General features: G+C 42.4%; 15 protein-coding genes. 11 read left to right on the top strand and 4 right to left on the bottom strand.

Features of this window, described 5'->3' with window-relative positions; translation table 11 throughout:
- The first annotated feature begins 163 nt into the window (after window positions 1-163).
- Window positions 164-925, top strand: a complete 762-nt coding sequence (locus MTO98_RS29725; RefSeq protein WP_243482699.1) for a ScpA family protein — start codon at window positions 164-166, stop codon at window positions 923-925.
- Between the two features lie 212 nt (window positions 926-1,137).
- Here the strand turns inward: MTO98_RS29725 and MTO98_RS29720 are convergent, their stop codons facing one another.
- Entirely contained in the window at window positions 1,138-2,034 is an 897-nt protein-coding gene (locus tag MTO98_RS29720) for an AraC family transcriptional regulator (protein ID WP_243482697.1), read from the bottom strand.
- Between the two features lie 150 nt (window positions 2,035-2,184).
- Between MTO98_RS29720 and MTO98_RS29715 the strand changes: the two genes are divergently transcribed.
- The 6 genes from MTO98_RS29715 to MTO98_RS29690 all read left to right on the top strand — a co-directional run bounded on the left by MTO98_RS29715 (window position 2,185) and on the right by MTO98_RS29690 (window position 9,436).
- Entirely contained in the window at window positions 2,185-3,036 is an 852-nt protein-coding gene (locus MTO98_RS29715) for an aldo/keto reductase (RefSeq protein WP_243482694.1), read from the top strand.
- Between the two features lie 12 nt (window positions 3,037-3,048).
- Entirely contained in the window at window positions 3,049-3,507 is a 459-nt protein-coding gene (locus MTO98_RS29710; RefSeq protein WP_243482692.1) for a cupin domain-containing protein, read from the top strand.
- Window positions 3,508-3,537: 30 nt separating this feature from the next.
- Window positions 3,538-4,026: a nuclear transport factor 2 family protein gene (locus MTO98_RS29705; RefSeq protein WP_243482689.1), complete on the top strand. Its 489-nt coding sequence runs from the start codon at window positions 3,538-3,540 to the stop codon at window positions 4,024-4,026.
- Window positions 4,027-4,035: 9 nt separating this feature from the next.
- Window positions 4,036-4,635 (top strand): flavodoxin, encoded by a 600-nt coding sequence (locus MTO98_RS29700; protein ID WP_243482687.1) that lies wholly within the window; start codon window positions 4,036-4,038, stop codon window positions 4,633-4,635.
- Between the two features lie 382 nt (window positions 4,636-5,017).
- Window positions 5,018-6,304, top strand: a complete 1,287-nt coding sequence (gene glyA, locus MTO98_RS29695) for a serine hydroxymethyltransferase (protein WP_243482685.1) — start codon at window positions 5,018-5,020, stop codon at window positions 6,302-6,304.
- A gap of 3 nt (window positions 6,305-6,307) precedes the next feature.
- On the top strand, window positions 6,308-9,436 hold the full coding sequence (locus MTO98_RS29690; protein ID WP_243482683.1) for a PAS domain S-box protein: 3,129 nt from the start codon (window positions 6,308-6,310) through the stop codon (window positions 9,434-9,436).
- 170 nt (window positions 9,437-9,606) lie between these two features.
- On the opposite strand, the gene MTO98_RS29685 is transcribed toward MTO98_RS29690, so the two are convergent.
- A complete protein-coding gene (locus MTO98_RS29685) occupies window positions 9,607-10,305 on the bottom strand; it encodes a ComF family protein (protein ID WP_243482681.1) in 699 nt (232 codons plus the stop codon).
- A gap of 23 nt (window positions 10,306-10,328) precedes the next feature.
- Window positions 10,329-11,396 carry a 23S rRNA (adenine(2503)-C(2))-methyltransferase RlmN gene (rlmN, locus tag MTO98_RS29680; RefSeq protein ID WP_091219047.1) on the bottom strand — a complete coding sequence of 356 codons (1,068 nt, stop codon included), beginning with the start codon at window positions 11,394-11,396 and terminating at the stop codon, window positions 10,329-10,331.
- 156 nt (window positions 11,397-11,552) lie between these two features.
- Here rlmN and MTO98_RS29675 point away from each other — a divergent pair, with 156 nt between their 5' ends.
- A complete protein-coding gene (locus MTO98_RS29675; protein WP_243482679.1) occupies window positions 11,553-12,722 on the top strand; it encodes an amidohydrolase family protein in 1,170 nt (389 codons plus the stop codon).
- 254 nt (window positions 12,723-12,976) lie between these two features.
- On the opposite strand, the gene MTO98_RS29670 is transcribed toward MTO98_RS29675, so the two are convergent.
- Entirely contained in the window at window positions 12,977-13,498 is a 522-nt protein-coding gene (locus tag MTO98_RS29670) for a YceI family protein (RefSeq protein ID WP_243482675.1), read from the bottom strand.
- 130 nt (window positions 13,499-13,628) lie between these two features.
- Here MTO98_RS29670 and MTO98_RS29665 point away from each other — a divergent pair, with 130 nt between their 5' ends.
- The 3 genes from MTO98_RS29665 to dut are packed head-to-tail and all read left to right on the top strand — an operon-like array spanning window position 13,629 to window position 15,899.
- On the top strand, window positions 13,629-13,910 hold the full coding sequence (locus MTO98_RS29665) for an acylphosphatase (RefSeq protein ID WP_243482673.1): 282 nt from the start codon (window positions 13,629-13,631) through the stop codon (window positions 13,908-13,910).
- A 13-nt stretch (window positions 13,911-13,923) separates the two neighbouring features.
- On the top strand, window positions 13,924-15,468 hold the full coding sequence (locus MTO98_RS29660) for a lipopolysaccharide biosynthesis protein (protein ID WP_243482671.1): 1,545 nt from the start codon (window positions 13,924-13,926) through the stop codon (window positions 15,466-15,468).
- Entirely contained in the window at window positions 15,465-15,899 is a 435-nt protein-coding gene (gene dut / locus MTO98_RS29655) for a dUTP diphosphatase (protein WP_243482668.1), read from the top strand. The genes MTO98_RS29660 and dut overlap by 4 nt, the downstream gene beginning before the upstream one ends.
- The last annotated feature ends 172 nt before the right edge of the window (window positions 15,900-16,071 follow it).

Below are 16,071 nucleotides of genomic sequence, written 5' to 3'. Positions count from 1 at the left end.
GAAAGTACAATAGTTAGCCTCGCTAACTATTGGCTTTAATATTTAAACTTATTAACCGGGGCGTCATTGAATTAGTGAATCTCTTTGTAACAAGTAAGAGCCTTGACTAAGGCGGCTGATTTGTAATTATTTGATGTTGTAAAATGTTTATTTTTGACCCTTTATGACCGACGATAGTTTTGCCATTAGGTTACCCCAGTTTGAAGGCCCGTTTGACCTGCTGCTGTTTTTCATTGAACGCGATGAGCTGGATATCCATGATATTCCGATAGCAAAAATTGCCGATGATTTTCTGCACTACCTGCACCAGATGACAAGCCTCAACATGGAAATTGCCAGCGAGTTTATTTTCGTTGCGGCAACGCTTATGCGTATTAAAGCCAAAATGCTGCTGCCCCGTTATGGCACTGAGGAAGCAGGTGATGACCCGGACACCAAAGAAAACCTGATCAGAAAACTCATCGAGTACAAAAAATTCAAGGAGGTTTGCGAAGAGATCAGGCCCATGGAAGATGAGCGCTTTAAGCAGGAAAAGCGCGGCAATATTAAACATGATCTTGAACAGGTTGAAAAAGTGGCTGTGCCCGGCGAAGAACTTTCCGAGCTAACCCTTTACCGCCTCATGGTTGTTTATGAGCGGATGATCCGTAATTTTACCAGGCGCAGCGAGGAAGTAAAACATACCGTAGTACAATATCCCTACACCATCGAAAAGCAAAAGAAGGCAGTTGCCGATCTGCTGAAAATCAATAAAATGCTCGATTTTAAAGCCATCGCTAAGGAGTCTGAAAATAAGGTGCATTTTGTTTATAACTTTTTGGCCGTGCTTGAAATGCTGCAGCAGGATTTGATCGATATCCAGATAGGATTGGGATACAATAACTTTTGGATCTCTTCGAAAGCCGGGATTGAAGCTGAAAGCTAAAGGCTTAAAGCCGAAAGCTTTTGGGCAGATGATACAAAAGCTTTGAGCCTTTAGCTTTAGGCTTTCAGCTTTTTTACAAAAATGTTCCGGATCTCACCCCGGAACACCGTTACCAGTACAGGTAATCAACTAAATCACCAATCTGACGTTGGTGATGCCTTACCGCCTGCTGCGGATTGAAATTCATTTGCTTCAAATAATCTACCTGCTTTTCAATTTAATGAGCGGTACTCCTGTGGCGTATGGCCAACTCTCTTTTTAAACAATCGGGCAAAATGCTGTGGATATTTAAACCCTAATTCGTAAGCAACCTGATTAATGGTTTTGCTGCCGTCAAAGATCTTTTCTTTAGCCATATCAATCAGTTTGGCCTGAATATATTCCTGGGCAGTTTTGCCTGTTTCTTTTTTAACCAGGTCGCCAAAGTAGTTGGCCGAAAGGTTCAATTGGTCTGCACACCAGGCTACGGCCGGTAACCCGATGGTTTGTGGCTTGTCCGACCCGAAATAATCGTTCAACAGGCTTTCAAATCTTTCTAAAATTCCCTGGTGTATATGATCACGGGTGATGAACTGCCTGTCGTAAAAACGGGTGCAGTAATCCATGAACAATTCGATATTAGCCACGATCAGGCGTTTGCTGTGTTTATCCACACCCCGCTCCAGTTCATAATCTATTTTGGAAAAACAATCCAAAACGATATTTCTTTCACGTTCGGACAAGTGCAATGCCTCGTTGGATTGATAGCCGAAAAAAGTAAACTCCTGGATTCGCCTGCCGAGCGAAGTGCCGTGTATGAGGTCGGGGTGAAAGGCCAGCGCATTACCTTTAGGCTGATAGATTTCACCATTGCTGTTTATGCCGGCTACCTGCCCGGGGGCAAGTAAAACCAACGTCCCTTCCTGGTAATCATAGGTATTTCTGCCATACACCATGTCGCCACATTTAACATCTTTTAAAAACACAATGTAAAAGCCGAAATACATCCGGGAGCCCGACCGCGGGTCGGCCTTTGACAGATCGACAACGCTCACCAATGGGTGTTTGGTTTCGTTGTTGTTAAATGCATTGTATTCACTTATCGTATTGAAACGGCGCATGCTATCCATATCCACTCTTATTTTAGTTCGAATTTACGCTATTAATCAATGCGTTGGCACCCGGGCGTACCTAATCAGTAATAATGGTATAAACATCCGTAATCTGTATCCTGTTTCGGCAAACAAAAGACCTCAACTTTGTGATGTTAAATATCAGCTATGCAAAAAGTTAAATTAAATAACGGTGTCGAAATGCCCATCCTTGGGTTTGGTGTGTTCCAGGTAACAGACCTGGCGGAGTGTGAAAGAAGTGTAAGGGACGCTATAGAAACAGGTTATCGTTTGATTGATACGGCGGAGTCTTACATGAACGAAGAGACTGTAGGTAAGGCTATCAAAACCAGCGGTGTAGCAAGGGAAGAATTGTTTATCACTACTAAGCTTTGGATCCAGCGGGATGGCTATGCCGGGGCAAAAAAGGCTTTTGAAAGCTCGCTGAAAAAGCTGCAATTGGATTATCTCGACTTATACCTGATTCATCAGCCCTATGGTGATGTTTACGGCGAATGGCGGGCGATGGAAGAACTGTATAAAGAAGGAAAAGTAAGGGCTATCGGTGTAAGTAATTTCCATCCCGACCGGTTGATTGACCTCATCGTTCACAGCGAGATTGTTCCCGCAGTAAACCAGGTTGAAACCCATCCTTTTCATCAGCAAAATGACGCACAACAGTTCATGATTGACAATCAGGTACAGATTGAATCGTGGGGGCCATTTGCCGAAGGCAAAAACAACATTTTTCATAATGAACTGCTACAGTCCATTGCCGGGAAGTACAATAAATCAATTGCCCAGGTCATCCTTCGCTGGCTTACACAAAGGGGCGTGGTAGCAATTCCCAAATCAGTACGCAAAGAACGGATGGAAGAGAACATTGACATTTTTGATTTTGAACTGAGCGCAGAAGATATGGATGCTATTAAAACATTAGATACCAAAGCAAGCAGTTTTTTTGACCACCGGGATCCGGCAATGGTGAAATGGCTTGGAGAAAGAAAATTAAATAATTAAACCTGCAACAACATGAAAAAAGTACTGTATGTAATGATCTTATTGGGAGCGATGGCTTCTACACGCGCAACGGCGCAAACAGGGCCTATCTTCGCCAAAGGCGAATTATCCAAAACCAATAACCACACGGGCGATGTTTGGCTTACGGAATTGAATAAGGCCGATAGCGTGATTGATTGCAATATCGCTACGGCAACATTTGCGCCGGGCGCTAAGCTCGACTGGCATATCCACCCGGCCGGGCAAATCCTGATGATCACCGAAGGTACCGGCTATTACCAGGAAAAAGGCAAACCTATCCAGGTGGTACATCAGGGTGATGTAATCAAATGCATTCCCGGCGTAGCCCACTGGCATGGTGCATCGCCTAAATCGACGTTTACTTACATAGCTGTAAGCACTAAAGGGGCAACCAATAAAACACAATGGCTGCAAAGGGTAACCGATGAAGAATATAACAGCGTGAAATAACTTATCAATACCAATAATCCTGCAAAAATTATGAAAGTATCACTTATCACACTGCTCCTGTTAATAACAGGCGCACAATTATCCCGCACACAGGCGCAAACTGCATCACCGGCCGTACCTACAAAGGCAGAGCAGCAGGTTATGGATCTGTCTAAAGCTAAGTGGACCTGGATGGCCGATAAAAATGTTGATTCGTTAAATGTATTGTTTGATGAAAAATGCGTGTTTGTTCACATGGGTGGAAGCTGGGGAAAATCACAGGAACTCAATGTCATTAAATCCGGAGGGATCTGGTATAAAAAGGCAGCGGTCTATTCTGCTTCAGTAAACATTTTTGGTAATACGGCCATTTTGTTAAATGATATCGACTTGCTGGCAGTAGTTGATGGAAACGAAGTTACTCACGCTTTCATGGTAACTGAGGTATACCTTAAAGAAAACGGCAAATGGAAAATGGGTTCACTCACTTTCTCACAATTGCTAAGGCCGGTTAAAATGGAAGCACCAGGTAAGCAATAAAACAGGCCTATGAAAAAGATATGCTTTGTTTTGATGTTAACCGTGCTCTGCAGTATTTCTGCCTGCTCCAACGCGCAACCCATACCGGCAAAAAAGATCCTGATCGTATACCTGTCCCGAACAAATAATACCAGGGCGATAGCTAATATCATACATGAGCAGGTAGCCGGAAAGTTAATAGCATTGGAGCTGGAAAAGCCATATCCTGAAAATTATCAGGCCATAGTACAGCAAGTTGTTAAAGAAAATGAAACCGGCTACCTGCCGCCATTGAAAACGAAAATTGACAGCATCGATCAGTATGATGTAGTTTTTGTTGGTTTCCCTACCTGGGGCATGAAGCTGCCGCCGCCGGTGAAAAGTTTCCTAAAGCAATATGATCTGAGCGGAAAAACAATTGTTCCATTCAATACCAATGCAGGCTATGGCATTGGCAGTACTTTTGAAACAGTAAAAGAGTTATGCCCCAAGAGCCGGGTATTAGATGGCTTTACAACCAAAGGCGGGATTGAGCGGGACGGTATTTATTTTGTAATGCAGGGCGAACGTGAAAAACAGGCACGTGAGGGAATCAAGGAGTGGTTACGGGAAATAAAAATTAAAAAGTGATAACCATATGCCGGTGAAATCGAATAAGTGAAAAATTTCTCCACGAATTTTTACGTATTAATCGAATTACACGAATTTTGAATCGGTAATAATTTAAGATTCGTGTAATTCGATTAATTGTGTAAGGTTTGAAAATCATTCGTGTAGAAATTTTTCGGCATGAGATTTAAACCAAAGGCCCGAACTATTTAAATACTATTTCCCTGATCATTGCGGTTATAAAAGATTTCCTGATAATTTATTCGTCACAACCACTTGATTAGCAAATTATATTGCGTTTGTTCTTATCTAAATAAAATCTAACATAGCTTACGTCTCAAATCTAATATCTCACATCTCAAATCTATCTTTTTCGCTAACTTAGCGCCGTTAAAAACACACAATGAAAAGAGACAAACTGATATTTAAGCTATTGGATGAAGAGCAGCAACGCCAGGAAGAAGGCATTGAGCTTATTGCATCTGAGAATTTTGTAAGCAGGCAGGTTATGGAAGCTGCAGGTTCTGTTGCAACCAACAAATATGCCGAAGGTTTACCAGGCAAGCGTTATTATGGCGGCTGCCAGGTTGTTGACGAAATTGAAACCATAGCTATTGAACGCGCCAAGCAATTGTTTAACGCCGAGTGGGTTAACGTACAACCGCATTCAGGTGCACAGGCAAATGCAGCAGTTATGCTTGCTGTATTGCAGCCGGGCGATAAAATATTAGGCTTCGATCTTTCTCACGGTGGTCACTTAACACATGGTTCGCCTGTTAACTTTTCGGGCAAATTATATGAGCCGCATTTTTATGGGGTTAAAAAAGAAACCGGTTTGGTTGATTATGACCAACTGAAAGAAGTTGCCCTGCGCGAAAAACCAAAATTGATCATTGCCGGTGCTTCGGCATACTCGCGCGATTGGGATTATGAGTTTATCCGTAAGGTAGCTGATGAGGTTGGTGCTTTGGTGCTGGCCGATATTTCGCACCCGGCGGGTTTAATTGCCCGTGGTTTATTGACCGATCCGCTGCCGCATTGCCACATTGTTACTACTACAACCCACAAAACCTTACGCGGTCCGCGTGGTGGTTTAATTATGATGGGTAAGGATTTTGAAAACCCATTCGGTATCAAAACGCCTAAAGGCGAGATCAGGATGATGTCATCATTGCTGGATATGGCTGTATTCCCTGGCACGCAGGGTGGTCCGTTAGAGCACATCATTGCCGCTAAAGCAGTAGCTTTTGGCGAGGCTTTGAGCGATAGCTACATGAAATACATTGTACAGGTTAAAAAGAATGCCGATGCTATGGCCGAAGCATTTGTAAAACTGGGCTACCAGATCATATCTAACGGTACCGATAACCATTTAATGCTCATCGACCTGCGTAATAAAAATATTACAGGTAAAGCTGCTGAAAATGCTTTGGTTACTGCAGATATCACCGTGAATAAAAACATGGTGCCTTATGATGATAAATCGCCATTTGTAACTTCTGGTATCCGTGTGGGTACTGCCGCTATCACAACCCGTGGCATGAAGGAAAAACATATGGAGCATATTGTTGAGTTGATAGATGCCGTAATTTCTGATCCTGAAAATGAACATTCTATCAAAAAAATACGTAAAAGGGTTCACAAGTTAATGTACGATTTCCCGTTGTACAGAGATACGGACTCAGAATAAATAATGACACCAAGGCAGGAAGATCCATCAAACATAGAAGATAAGCGTTTAGCTGCGCTCCAATCGTACCATGTTTTGGATACCATGCCCGAAAAGGAATATGACGCTATTACGCGTTTAGCTTCTTATATATGCCAGGTGCCTGTAGCGTTAATTACGTTGCTTGATGCCGAAAGGCAATGGTTTAAATCAACATACGGCGTCGACGTGGGGGAAACACCCCGCGCCGACGCTTTTTGTAACCGTACTATTCAATCCGATGCGCTTCTTGAAATAACCGATTCTGCGGAGGATGAGGAATTTAAGCATAACCCCAGTGCTAATGAAATGGGCGTGCGTTTTTATGCAGGCGCCCCATTGATTGATCCGGATGGTCACCGGTTAGGTTCGTTATGTGTGATCGATATGCAGCCGCGCAGGCTTACTGCCCAACAGCGCGATGCGCTTCGCACACTGGCCGATGAGGTTATGTCTCATTTGCTGCTGCGTAAACAGAAACTGGAACTGGAAAAAAACCTTAAAAGCCACCAGGAATTTCATGACCTTTTTGACAGCTCGCCCGATATTCATTGCATCATGGACAGGGATTTTAATATCGGGCATATTAACCGCGCGGTAAAATCTGTTTTGGGTTATGCTGTGGCCGAGGTATGCGGTGTGCCTATCTGGAAGTTTTTCCCCGAATGGGCACGCGAACAATCATTGGATGCGCTAAAAAAAGGTATCGGTAAACAACAGCGTAAATTTGAAATCGAAACGCCTGTAATTACCGTAGATGGGGATAGTAAGTGGATAAGTTGGTCGGTGACCTTCAAAAACGATAAATGGTTTGCCAGCGGCCGCGACATTACATACCAGAAACAGGTTGCGCATGATCTCGAACTCCTTTCGCTGGTAGCAAGTAAGGTGAGCAACGGGGTAGTGATCAGTGATGCGCACGACCGCATATTGTGGACAAATGATGCCTTTGAAAATATAACAGGTTATACTTTTGCCGATGTTAAGCAACTCCGTTTGCGGGATGTAATAAAGGGAAAACCTTTAAGTGCAGAAGCTATAGAAAAACTGGACGAGGCAATCCGCAATAAAGTACCGTACGAGGCTGAACTGTTCTTCAATGCAAAAAACGGCGCATCTAAATGGATCTCGGTAATGAATTCCCTCATTTATAAAAGTGACGGAACGGTTGATAAATCCATCAGGATTATCATAGATATTACCAAACGTAAACTGGCCGAGCAGGAAGTTGAAATATTATCATTTGCAGCACGCAAGTCGCCCAGCGGTATCCTTATCCGCAGTAATACGGGCGAGGTGGTTTGGATGAACGAAGCCCTTGAAAGTATTACAGGTTATACCCTTGATGAAATGCAGGGCAAGATGTTTGGTACCATGTTGCTTGGCGAAGATACCGACCTCAATGTATTTAAGGCAGCGGTAAAGGCTGTGGAGGAAAAGCGTGGCTACGAGATTGAAATAAAAATTTACAAAAAAGATAAAACCCCAATTTGGGTGTTTTTATCAAATAGCCCATTGTTTAATGAGGTTGGCAGCGTTGAACGGCAGATAGCCGTAATGGTTGATATCACGCAGCGTAAGAAAACCGAAGAGCAGTTGACCATGCTATCATTAGTGGCCAGCAGTACAGCCAGCGGCGTGGTAATTAACAACAGTGATGGTAAGGTTGAATGGGTAAATAAAGCCTTTGAGCAAATAACGGGTTACACTTTGCTCGAGGTAGAAAATAATCACCTTGGGGATGTGCTTAAAGGCGAGCTTACGGATGTATCCATTATTCAAAAGGCGCGTGAGCTGTCCCGCAATAAACAATCGTTTGAGGTTGACCTGTTGGTTTACCGTAAAGACAGGCAACCGTTGTGGATTTCGGTAATTAATTCGGTGATCATCAACAGCAGGGGTGAGGTAGATAAATATATAGAGGTTATTATTGATATAACAGCTAAAAAGAAAGCCGAAATTGAATTGATCACTGCCCGCGAGGAGGCTTTGCAGCTGAGCCGTGCAAAAGATATGTTCATTTCGGTGATGAGCCATGAAATCCGTACACCGCTAAATGCCGTAATTGGTATGTCGCATTTGTTACTGGAGGACGACCCGCTTGAAGGGCAGAAAGAAAATCTTAACATTCTGAAATTCTCGGCCGAAAACCTGATGACGCTGATCAATGATGTGCTTGATTTTGCTAAGATCGAAACCGGAAATGTTGAGCTTGAAAAAGAGCGGGTTGATTTAACGGAGCTTGTTCAAAGTATAACAAGTTCGATGCAGTATAAAGCCGGTGAAAAAAATATTTATATTAGCAAGACCATTGATGGGGCCATACCTAAAGTTATTTTGGGCGACCGTACCCGCCTGATCCAGATACTACTTAACCTGGTTGGTAATGCTATTAAGTTTACCGATAAAGGCGGTGTCACTATTGATTTGCGGGTGATACAGGAAACTGAGCAGGATGTGCGTATCAGGTTTGCTGTAATTGATACAGGTATAGGTATTGCTGCTAATAAACTGGGCACCATATTTGAACAGTTTAAACAAGCCGAATTGGATACTACACGTAAGTACGGTGGTACCGGTTTAGGCCTGGCCATCAGCAAGCGATTAATTGAGCTGCATGACTCACGGATAAATGTTGATAGTGTGCCGGGGCAGGGTTCAACCTTTTGGTTTACCATAGGTTTTAAAAAGGGTGATTACCAGTTAAACAGAAATAGCAATAACGTGGAAGAAGGACTTAAAATTAATGTTTTAGTAGTTGATGATAATCAGATAAACCGCCTCCTCATTAACAAAATCTTAAAGAAGTGGGGTGCCAATGCTGATTTTGCCGAAAACGGCATTGAAGCTATTGAAAAGGTTGAAGCCAACCGTAATTACAATGTAGTACTGATGGATATTCACATGCCTGAAATGGGTGGTTTGGAAGCCACAGGCATTATCCGTGCAAAAACAGACAGCTATTTTCAGCAATTGCCAATCATAGCCCTTACGGCCTCCATGCTCAGTAACCAAATGGGCGAGATCAACAATGCCGGTATGAATGATTATATCCTCAAACCTTTTGATCCGCGGGTGCTTTATGATAAATTAAGCAGGTATCAGCAGCAGTAGCTTTTAGTGGTTAGAGATTGGTCAAAATCCATGTCATTGCGAGCGATAGCGTGGCAATCGCACGGAAGTATGGCCGCCCTGTATAGCATGCGATTGCCACGTCGCGCCCTTACACCACCTTTGCTGCTCCTCGCAATGACATAGGTTATACCATTAGCCACAAATTAATCCTACACCGCATAAGCTATCGCAGCTATGCTCAACTTCAACCTGGGTACTTTCAATAACTCGACACCGCAGGCTTCAAGCGTTGAGCCGGTGGTTACTATATCATCAACCAATAAAACGTGTTTACCTTCAAGTGCGGCAGGATTTTTAACCGCAAATACATTCTGCATGTTTTCAAACCGGGCAAAGCGCGACCGTTGGGTTTGCGTTTTAGTAGCTACTGTACGCACCAGGCTCTGCTCATCAACAACAGCATTTAGCTTTTCCGCAAGGCCGTAAGCAAAACAGGCGCTTTGGTTGTAACCCCGTTCGCGCAGGCGGCTTGTGTGCAGGGGAACAGGAATTATTATATCTGTAGCATTAAAAATATCATTTGAGGCCAGTTGCGCCCCGGCTATGCTGCCAAGCAGGTTGCCTATTTGATGCATGCCTTTGTATTTAAAGTGGTGCATCAGGTTCTGGATCTTTCCCCCTTTGTGAAAATAATAAAGTGCATAGGCGGCCTCTACATTAATTTTGCCCCAAAACTGCTGGGCTACAACATTAGCAGGCTGCTGATGGAAATTGGTAAAAGGCAAATTAAAGCGGCAATCGCTGCATATGATGTGCTCACCGGCCACTAAACTTGCCTGGCAGGCCGGGCAAAGCTCAGGAAACAGCAGGGCAGCAAAATCAGCAAGGTAGGCACGCAGTAATTTCATGCCCTTAATTTAATACGGATTTTTTAAACTTCGGCCAGTTTATCTTTTTCCTTGATGGCGAGCTGTCCGCAGGCGGCATCAATATCTTTACCGCGGCTGCGGCGCAGGTGTGTGTTGATGCCTTGTTTGGTAAGGTAGTCTGCAAATGCCTCAACCTTATCTTCGCCGGCGTTGATGTAGCTGGCAAAGGCAATGGGGTTATATTCAATGATGTTAACCTTGCAGGGCAGGTGTTTGCAAAACTTGGCCAGTTCTATCGCATCCTGGATGCCATCGTTTACACCATCAAAAATGATGTACTCGTAGGTAACCGGGTTTTTGGTTTTGGCATAGTAATATTTCAAAGCTTCGGCCAATGCCTTTAATGAATTTTGCTCATTAATAGGCATAATGGTATTACGCTTTTCATCGTTTGCAGCATGGAGGGAAAGGGCCAGGTTAAATTTTACCTGGTCGTCGCCCAGTTTTTTGATCATTTTAGCAATGCCGGCAGTTGATACGGTAATCCGTTTAGCAGCCATATTAAGCCCATCTTCAGAAGTAATGCGCTCTATAGACTTCATCATATTGGCATAGTTAAGCAATGGTTCGCCCATGCCCATGTAAACAATATTTGATAAAGGCTGATTATAGTTTTCGCGGGCTTGCTGATCAATTAAAACTACCTGATCGTAAATTTCGTCGGGGTTGAGGTTCCTTTTGCGTTCCATATAACCTGTAGCGCAAAATTTACAGGTAAGGCTGCAACCCACCTGCGATGATACACAGGCCGTCATACGGCCGGGAGTAGGGATTAAAACACCCTCAATTAAATGGTTATCGTGTAAAATAAAAGAATTTTTTATAGTTTTATCAGCACTAACCTGTGAAGAATTAATTTTTACATTATTAATTACAAAATTTGCATCCAGTTTAGCACGGAGTTCTTTTGAAATATTGCTCATCTCGTTGAAAGAAAAGCAAGATTTTTTCCAAAGCCATTCATAAACCTGTTTTGCCCTGAAGCCTTTTTCATCCATGCGGATAAAATGCTCCTGTAAAGCATTCAGACTCAGGCTGCGGATGTCAATTTTATCTTTTGTATTGTTCACAGTGCAAAAGTACTTAAATTTAAAAAAATCTATCTTTTTTTAAAGTCATTCTTTTTGGCTGAATAAAAAACAATAACTAAAAGTTAATTGTACTTATTTTGCAGGATAGTTTGTTTTGAAAAACGTTATGTGTTACGATACCAAGTTTAAATTTTAATGAAAAGTTTTAGAGCCGATTACGTTTTTCCAGTTTATGCCGATCCGATTAAAAATGGTATAGTCACTGTTGATGATCAGGGGAAGATCATCGCTGTTGCCGATAGTAATAAGCACCCGGGAGGAAATGTACAGCAGGTAAGCGGTATTATTTGTCCCGGATTTGTTAATACGCACTGCCATACCGAACTTTCACACCTAAAAGATAAAGTAAAACCCAAAGGCGGCCTGGTAAGTTTTATAAAAGACGTACAATCCTTACGTAATACCGATCAGCAGGCAGTTCTTGACGCAATTGTTAAAGCCGATCAGGAAATGTATGATAATGGTATTGTGGCCGTTGGCGATATCTCCAACACTAATAACAGTGTTGCGATGAAGAAGGAAAGCAAATTATACTACCATACCTTTGTTGAAACTTTTGGTTTTTTACCCGAAAAGGCTACCGAAGTTTTTGAAAAGGCGCTTGCCTTGCTTAATGAATTTAAGCCGGGTTCATGTTCTGTAACCCCGCATGCTCCCTATTCGGTATCAAAGGAACTTTTTAAGCTCATCAAAAAACATAGCGACACCGACGATGAAAACCTCCTGAGTATCCATAACCAGGAGTGTGAGGATGAGAATAAATTTTATCGCTATAAGCTTGGTGCGTTTTTAGAGTTGTACGAGCATTTTGGTATGGATATATCCTACTTTAAACCGCAGGCCCGTAACTCGGTACAATCAATCATCCCGTTGCTCTCCAACCGGCAAAAGGTATTGCTGGTACATAACACGTGTACTAACCTGAAGGATATTTATTTTATAAAACGGTTTGACAGGAAAATAAACTGGTGCTTTTGCCCCAATGCTAACCTGTATATTGAAGGACGCCTGCCCAAGATAGATCTTTTCATTGATCAGGGTTTTAATATTACCCTTGGTACTGATAGTCTGGCATCAAATAGTAAATTATGCATACTGAGCGAGATGCGGGCTATTCAGCAAAAGTTTCCTTCAATAAGCTTGCCCCGCCTGGTTGAATGGGGTACCCGTAATGGTGCCGAATATTTGGGCATTAACGATGAAAAGGGTACAATTGAAGTGGGTAAAACCCCCGGGCTTAACCTTATCAGTGGTTTGGATGGGTTTAAGATCACTCCTGAAACCAAAGTAAAGAAGTTAATATAATCGACACGAATTTTACAAATCAGATCGAATTACACGAATAACGTTCAGGCAGCATTCGTGTAATTCGATTTAATTATAACAATCTGTACAAGGATTCGTGTAGATAAGATCTCTCCCGAAACCAGAGTGAAGAAATTAATATAAAGGTTTGTCACTAATTCTCTCGAATTTAATCGAATTACACGAATGATGTCAAGGAAAATTCGTGTAATTCGATTAAATTGTAATAGTCTATGCACGGATTCGTGTAGATATTATCCTTTACTCACCGGCACAACTAAATGAATAGTAACTTCAGGAGGAGTTCCACTCCTGTCGATACCATATTTAGGTGGAGCTACTTTAAAGTCGCCTTTAAATATACCCTCGCTGCCTTTGTCATCAAACGTAAAATGGATGGCCTCGGGATTAGTTTTGCCTTTCATAGTTAGTTTACCATTGGCAACATAGCCGGTGCCGCTTTTTGATATCGAGGTCGATTCAAATTTAATGGTTGGGTAATCATCAGCACCGAGGGCCGATTTTACGTGGCTGGTTTTAATGAAAAAGCCCGTTGCTGCCGTAGTAACATCAATAGTTGCCGAAATCTTGGCTTGCTCGGGATGGTCTTTGTCGAATATTATATCGGCCTTTAAACCGCTGAATGAACCGCTTACCCTGTGGCCTTCAAAAGTTACCTGGGCTTCATCGCCTTTAACTTTCCAGTTGCTAAAAATCGCGAATGCCGAAAAGGCGGTGAAAGCAACGATCAGTGCCGAAAAAATAATTTTTTTCATAAAATAGATTTTAGTGTTTATCAATCAAATTAAACTATAGTCGTTTTATAATAAGTACGCTTGTTAAGTAAAGCAGGTTGCTTAGCAGGAAAAAAGTTAACTTTGTAATATTTCATATCCAACAAAACTGATGACAAAACATCTTAATATTACAGTTAAAGGCAAGGTGCAAGGCGTTTTTTTCCGCAAAGCAACCAAAGCCGTTGCCGATCAGCTTGGCGTGCGCGGTTTTGTACTAAATGAGCCTAATGGCGATGTATATATTGAAGCCGAGGCAGATAATACCTTTTTGGATATGTTTCTTGAATGGTGCAATGAAGGTCCCCAGGATGCCGAAGTAAATGCTGTTGAAAGCCATGAGGGCGAATTGAAAAACTATCGTAATTTTGAGGTTATTAAAAGGCGCCCATAAATAAATATCATCATTGTCTACCGCTAAAAAATTCGCCGGCCAAACCGCTGTTTATGGTATAAGCACCATTGCCAGCCGGGTGCTCACCTTTATAATGACCCCGCTTTATACGCGGTCTTTCGCTACCGGGGCATATGGTATCATAACTGTTATGTACAGCTATGTTTCCATGATGAATGCATTGTTATCGTTCGGAATGGAAACTACCTTTTTCAGGTACCTGAACAAGCATGAGGATAAAAAACAACAGGTTTACAACAACGCCTTTGCCTCGGTGCTTGCAGTAACTGTTATTTTCCTGCTTTGTTCTTTGCCGTTTGCAAGCCATTTTGCCGATTTCGTCGACGCAAGTAACACCAAAAAAATGGCCTCAAAAGGGATCGAGGTTAAAGCCCTGACCGGTACCTCGCATGCCGATTTCATGAAATATCTATATCTTTTCTTTTCAATAGTGATTATCGACGCCTGGTGCGCAATTCCCTTTGTTAAGATCCGTGCCGAAGGCAGGCCTGGCAGATATGGTATTATTAAACTGGTAAGCGTACTCATTTTTGTTGCATTTAACTTTGTTTTTATAAAGATCATTCCGCTTTGGCTAAATCACCATTACGCAGGCTCCGAATGGATCATGCGGTGGTATACGCCAAAATGGGTAGGTTACGTATTTGTGTCGGAGTTGATATCAAGTGTTATCACACTTATACTGCTTGCTCCCGAACTGTTGAAGCTTCGCTTTAGTATAGATGGTAAAATGCTGGCGAGTATGTACAGCTATAGCTGGCCGATATTGATAGCCAATTTATCGTACCTGGTAAACGAAAATCTCGATAAAATTTTACTTAGTAAGCTGCTGCCCGAAAACAGCCTGCTTGATGTTGGTACTTACGGGGCTTGTGCCAAGATCTCCGTTTTCCTGAGTATTTTTGTGAATGCTTTCAGGCTCGGGGCCGAACCATTTTTCTTTAGTCAGGCTAAAAACAAAAATGCAGGGCAAACCTACGCCCGCATCATGAATTATTTTGTGATAGCAATTTGTATCATATTCGTTGGTATTGTAGCCAATATCGAAATGCTGAAATATTTTATAAAAGGCGAAGACGCAAAACAAACCGCCTTGTACTGGACCGGGTTGCGCGTAATACCACCCTTGCTTTTAGGTTATGTAAGCCTGGGTATTTATATGAACTTATCGGTGTGGTACAAGCTGTCTGATCAAACGCGCTATGGCTTGTATATATCGGGTATCGGGGCGGTAATTACCATCGTGCTCAATGTTATTTTTATCCCTAAATACAGCTACATGGCTTCGGCCTGGATTTCACTTACGGCCTATGCAACCATGATGGTGCTATCATACATATGGGGGCAAAAAAATTATCCTATCCCGTACAACTTAAAAAAGAATATAGCGTATATAATTGTCGCGGTAGTGTTTGTTTTTCTGTCGTTTACGGTATTTAATCGTAATATTTTTGTTGGTAACGGGCTTTTACTGTTATTTGCAGCCGGCGCGCTTTACTTTGAGCGCAACGAGTTAAAAGCTATATTTAAACGATGATAATCCGTGTAATTAATAAATCAAAAAATACCTTGCCTGCTTATGAAACAGCACACGCGGCGGGTATGGACCTGCGGGCCGATATAGAAACTGCAGTATCGCTTAAACCAATGGAGCGTAAACTCATTCCAACAGGTTTATATATCGAATTGCCCGAAGGTTTTGAAGCGCAGATCCGCCCGAGAAGCGGTCTTGCATTTAAGCATGGTATAGGTATTGTTAATTCACCCGGCACCATTGATGCTGATTACCGCGGTGAGATCAAAGTATTGCTGATCAATTTTTCGTCAGAGGATTTTGAGATCAACACCGGCGACAGGATAGCCCAAATGGTAGTTGCCAAACACGAGCGTGTTAGCTGGGAACAGGTGGAGGTGCTGAACGAAACTCAGCGGGGCGAAGGCGGCTACGGGCACACAGGGAAGGTTTAGAATCAGGACTTTTAGAGTCAAGAAAGTGATAGAATCAGGGCTTTAGAGTCAAGAAACAAGAAACAGTGAAATCAAGATTATTAGAGTCAAGAGACAAGACGAATGAAGATTGAAAAAAGCAATATTGAATTGAACAGTATTTGGAAAGCTAACGTGTTTTCTGTCCCAATTC

The sequence above is a fragment of the Mucilaginibacter sp. SMC90 genome, assembly GCF_022811725.1.
Classification (GTDB): domain Bacteria; phylum Bacteroidota; class Bacteroidia; order Sphingobacteriales; family Sphingobacteriaceae; genus Mucilaginibacter.
This window is presented reverse-complemented; position numbering and strand designations above follow the sequence as displayed.

Excerpts from the sequence above, each read along its gene's own strand:
- MTO98_RS29725 (WP_243482699.1), top strand. The coding sequence starts at position 164 with ATGACCGACGATAGTTTTGCCATTAGGTTACCCCAGTTTGAAGGCCCG.
- MTO98_RS29720 (WP_243482697.1), bottom strand. The coding sequence starts at position 2,034 with ATGGATAGCATGCGCCGTTTCAATACGATAAGTGAATACAATGCATTT.
- MTO98_RS29715 (WP_243482694.1), top strand. The coding sequence starts at position 2,185 with ATGCAAAAAGTTAAATTAAATAACGGTGTCGAAATGCCCATCCTTGGG.
- MTO98_RS29710 (WP_243482692.1), top strand. The coding sequence starts at position 3,049 with ATGAAAAAAGTACTGTATGTAATGATCTTATTGGGAGCGATGGCTTCT.
- MTO98_RS29705 (WP_243482689.1), top strand. The coding sequence starts at position 3,538 with ATGAAAGTATCACTTATCACACTGCTCCTGTTAATAACAGGCGCACAA.
- MTO98_RS29700 (WP_243482687.1), top strand. The coding sequence starts at position 4,036 with ATGAAAAAGATATGCTTTGTTTTGATGTTAACCGTGCTCTGCAGTATT.
- glyA (WP_243482685.1), top strand. The coding sequence starts at position 5,018 with ATGAAAAGAGACAAACTGATATTTAAGCTATTGGATGAAGAGCAGCAA.
- MTO98_RS29690 (WP_243482683.1), top strand. The coding sequence starts at position 6,308 with ATGACACCAAGGCAGGAAGATCCATCAAACATAGAAGATAAGCGTTTA.
- MTO98_RS29685 (WP_243482681.1), bottom strand. The coding sequence starts at position 10,305 with ATGAAATTACTGCGTGCCTACCTTGCTGATTTTGCTGCCCTGCTGTTT.
- MTO98_RS29675 (WP_243482679.1), top strand. The coding sequence starts at position 11,553 with ATGAAAAGTTTTAGAGCCGATTACGTTTTTCCAGTTTATGCCGATCCG.
- MTO98_RS29670 (WP_243482675.1), bottom strand. The coding sequence starts at position 13,498 with ATGAAAAAAATTATTTTTTCGGCACTGATCGTTGCTTTCACCGCCTTT.
- MTO98_RS29665 (WP_243482673.1), top strand. The coding sequence starts at position 13,629 with ATGACAAAACATCTTAATATTACAGTTAAAGGCAAGGTGCAAGGCGTT.
- dut (WP_243482668.1), top strand. The coding sequence starts at position 15,465 with ATGATAATCCGTGTAATTAATAAATCAAAAAATACCTTGCCTGCTTAT.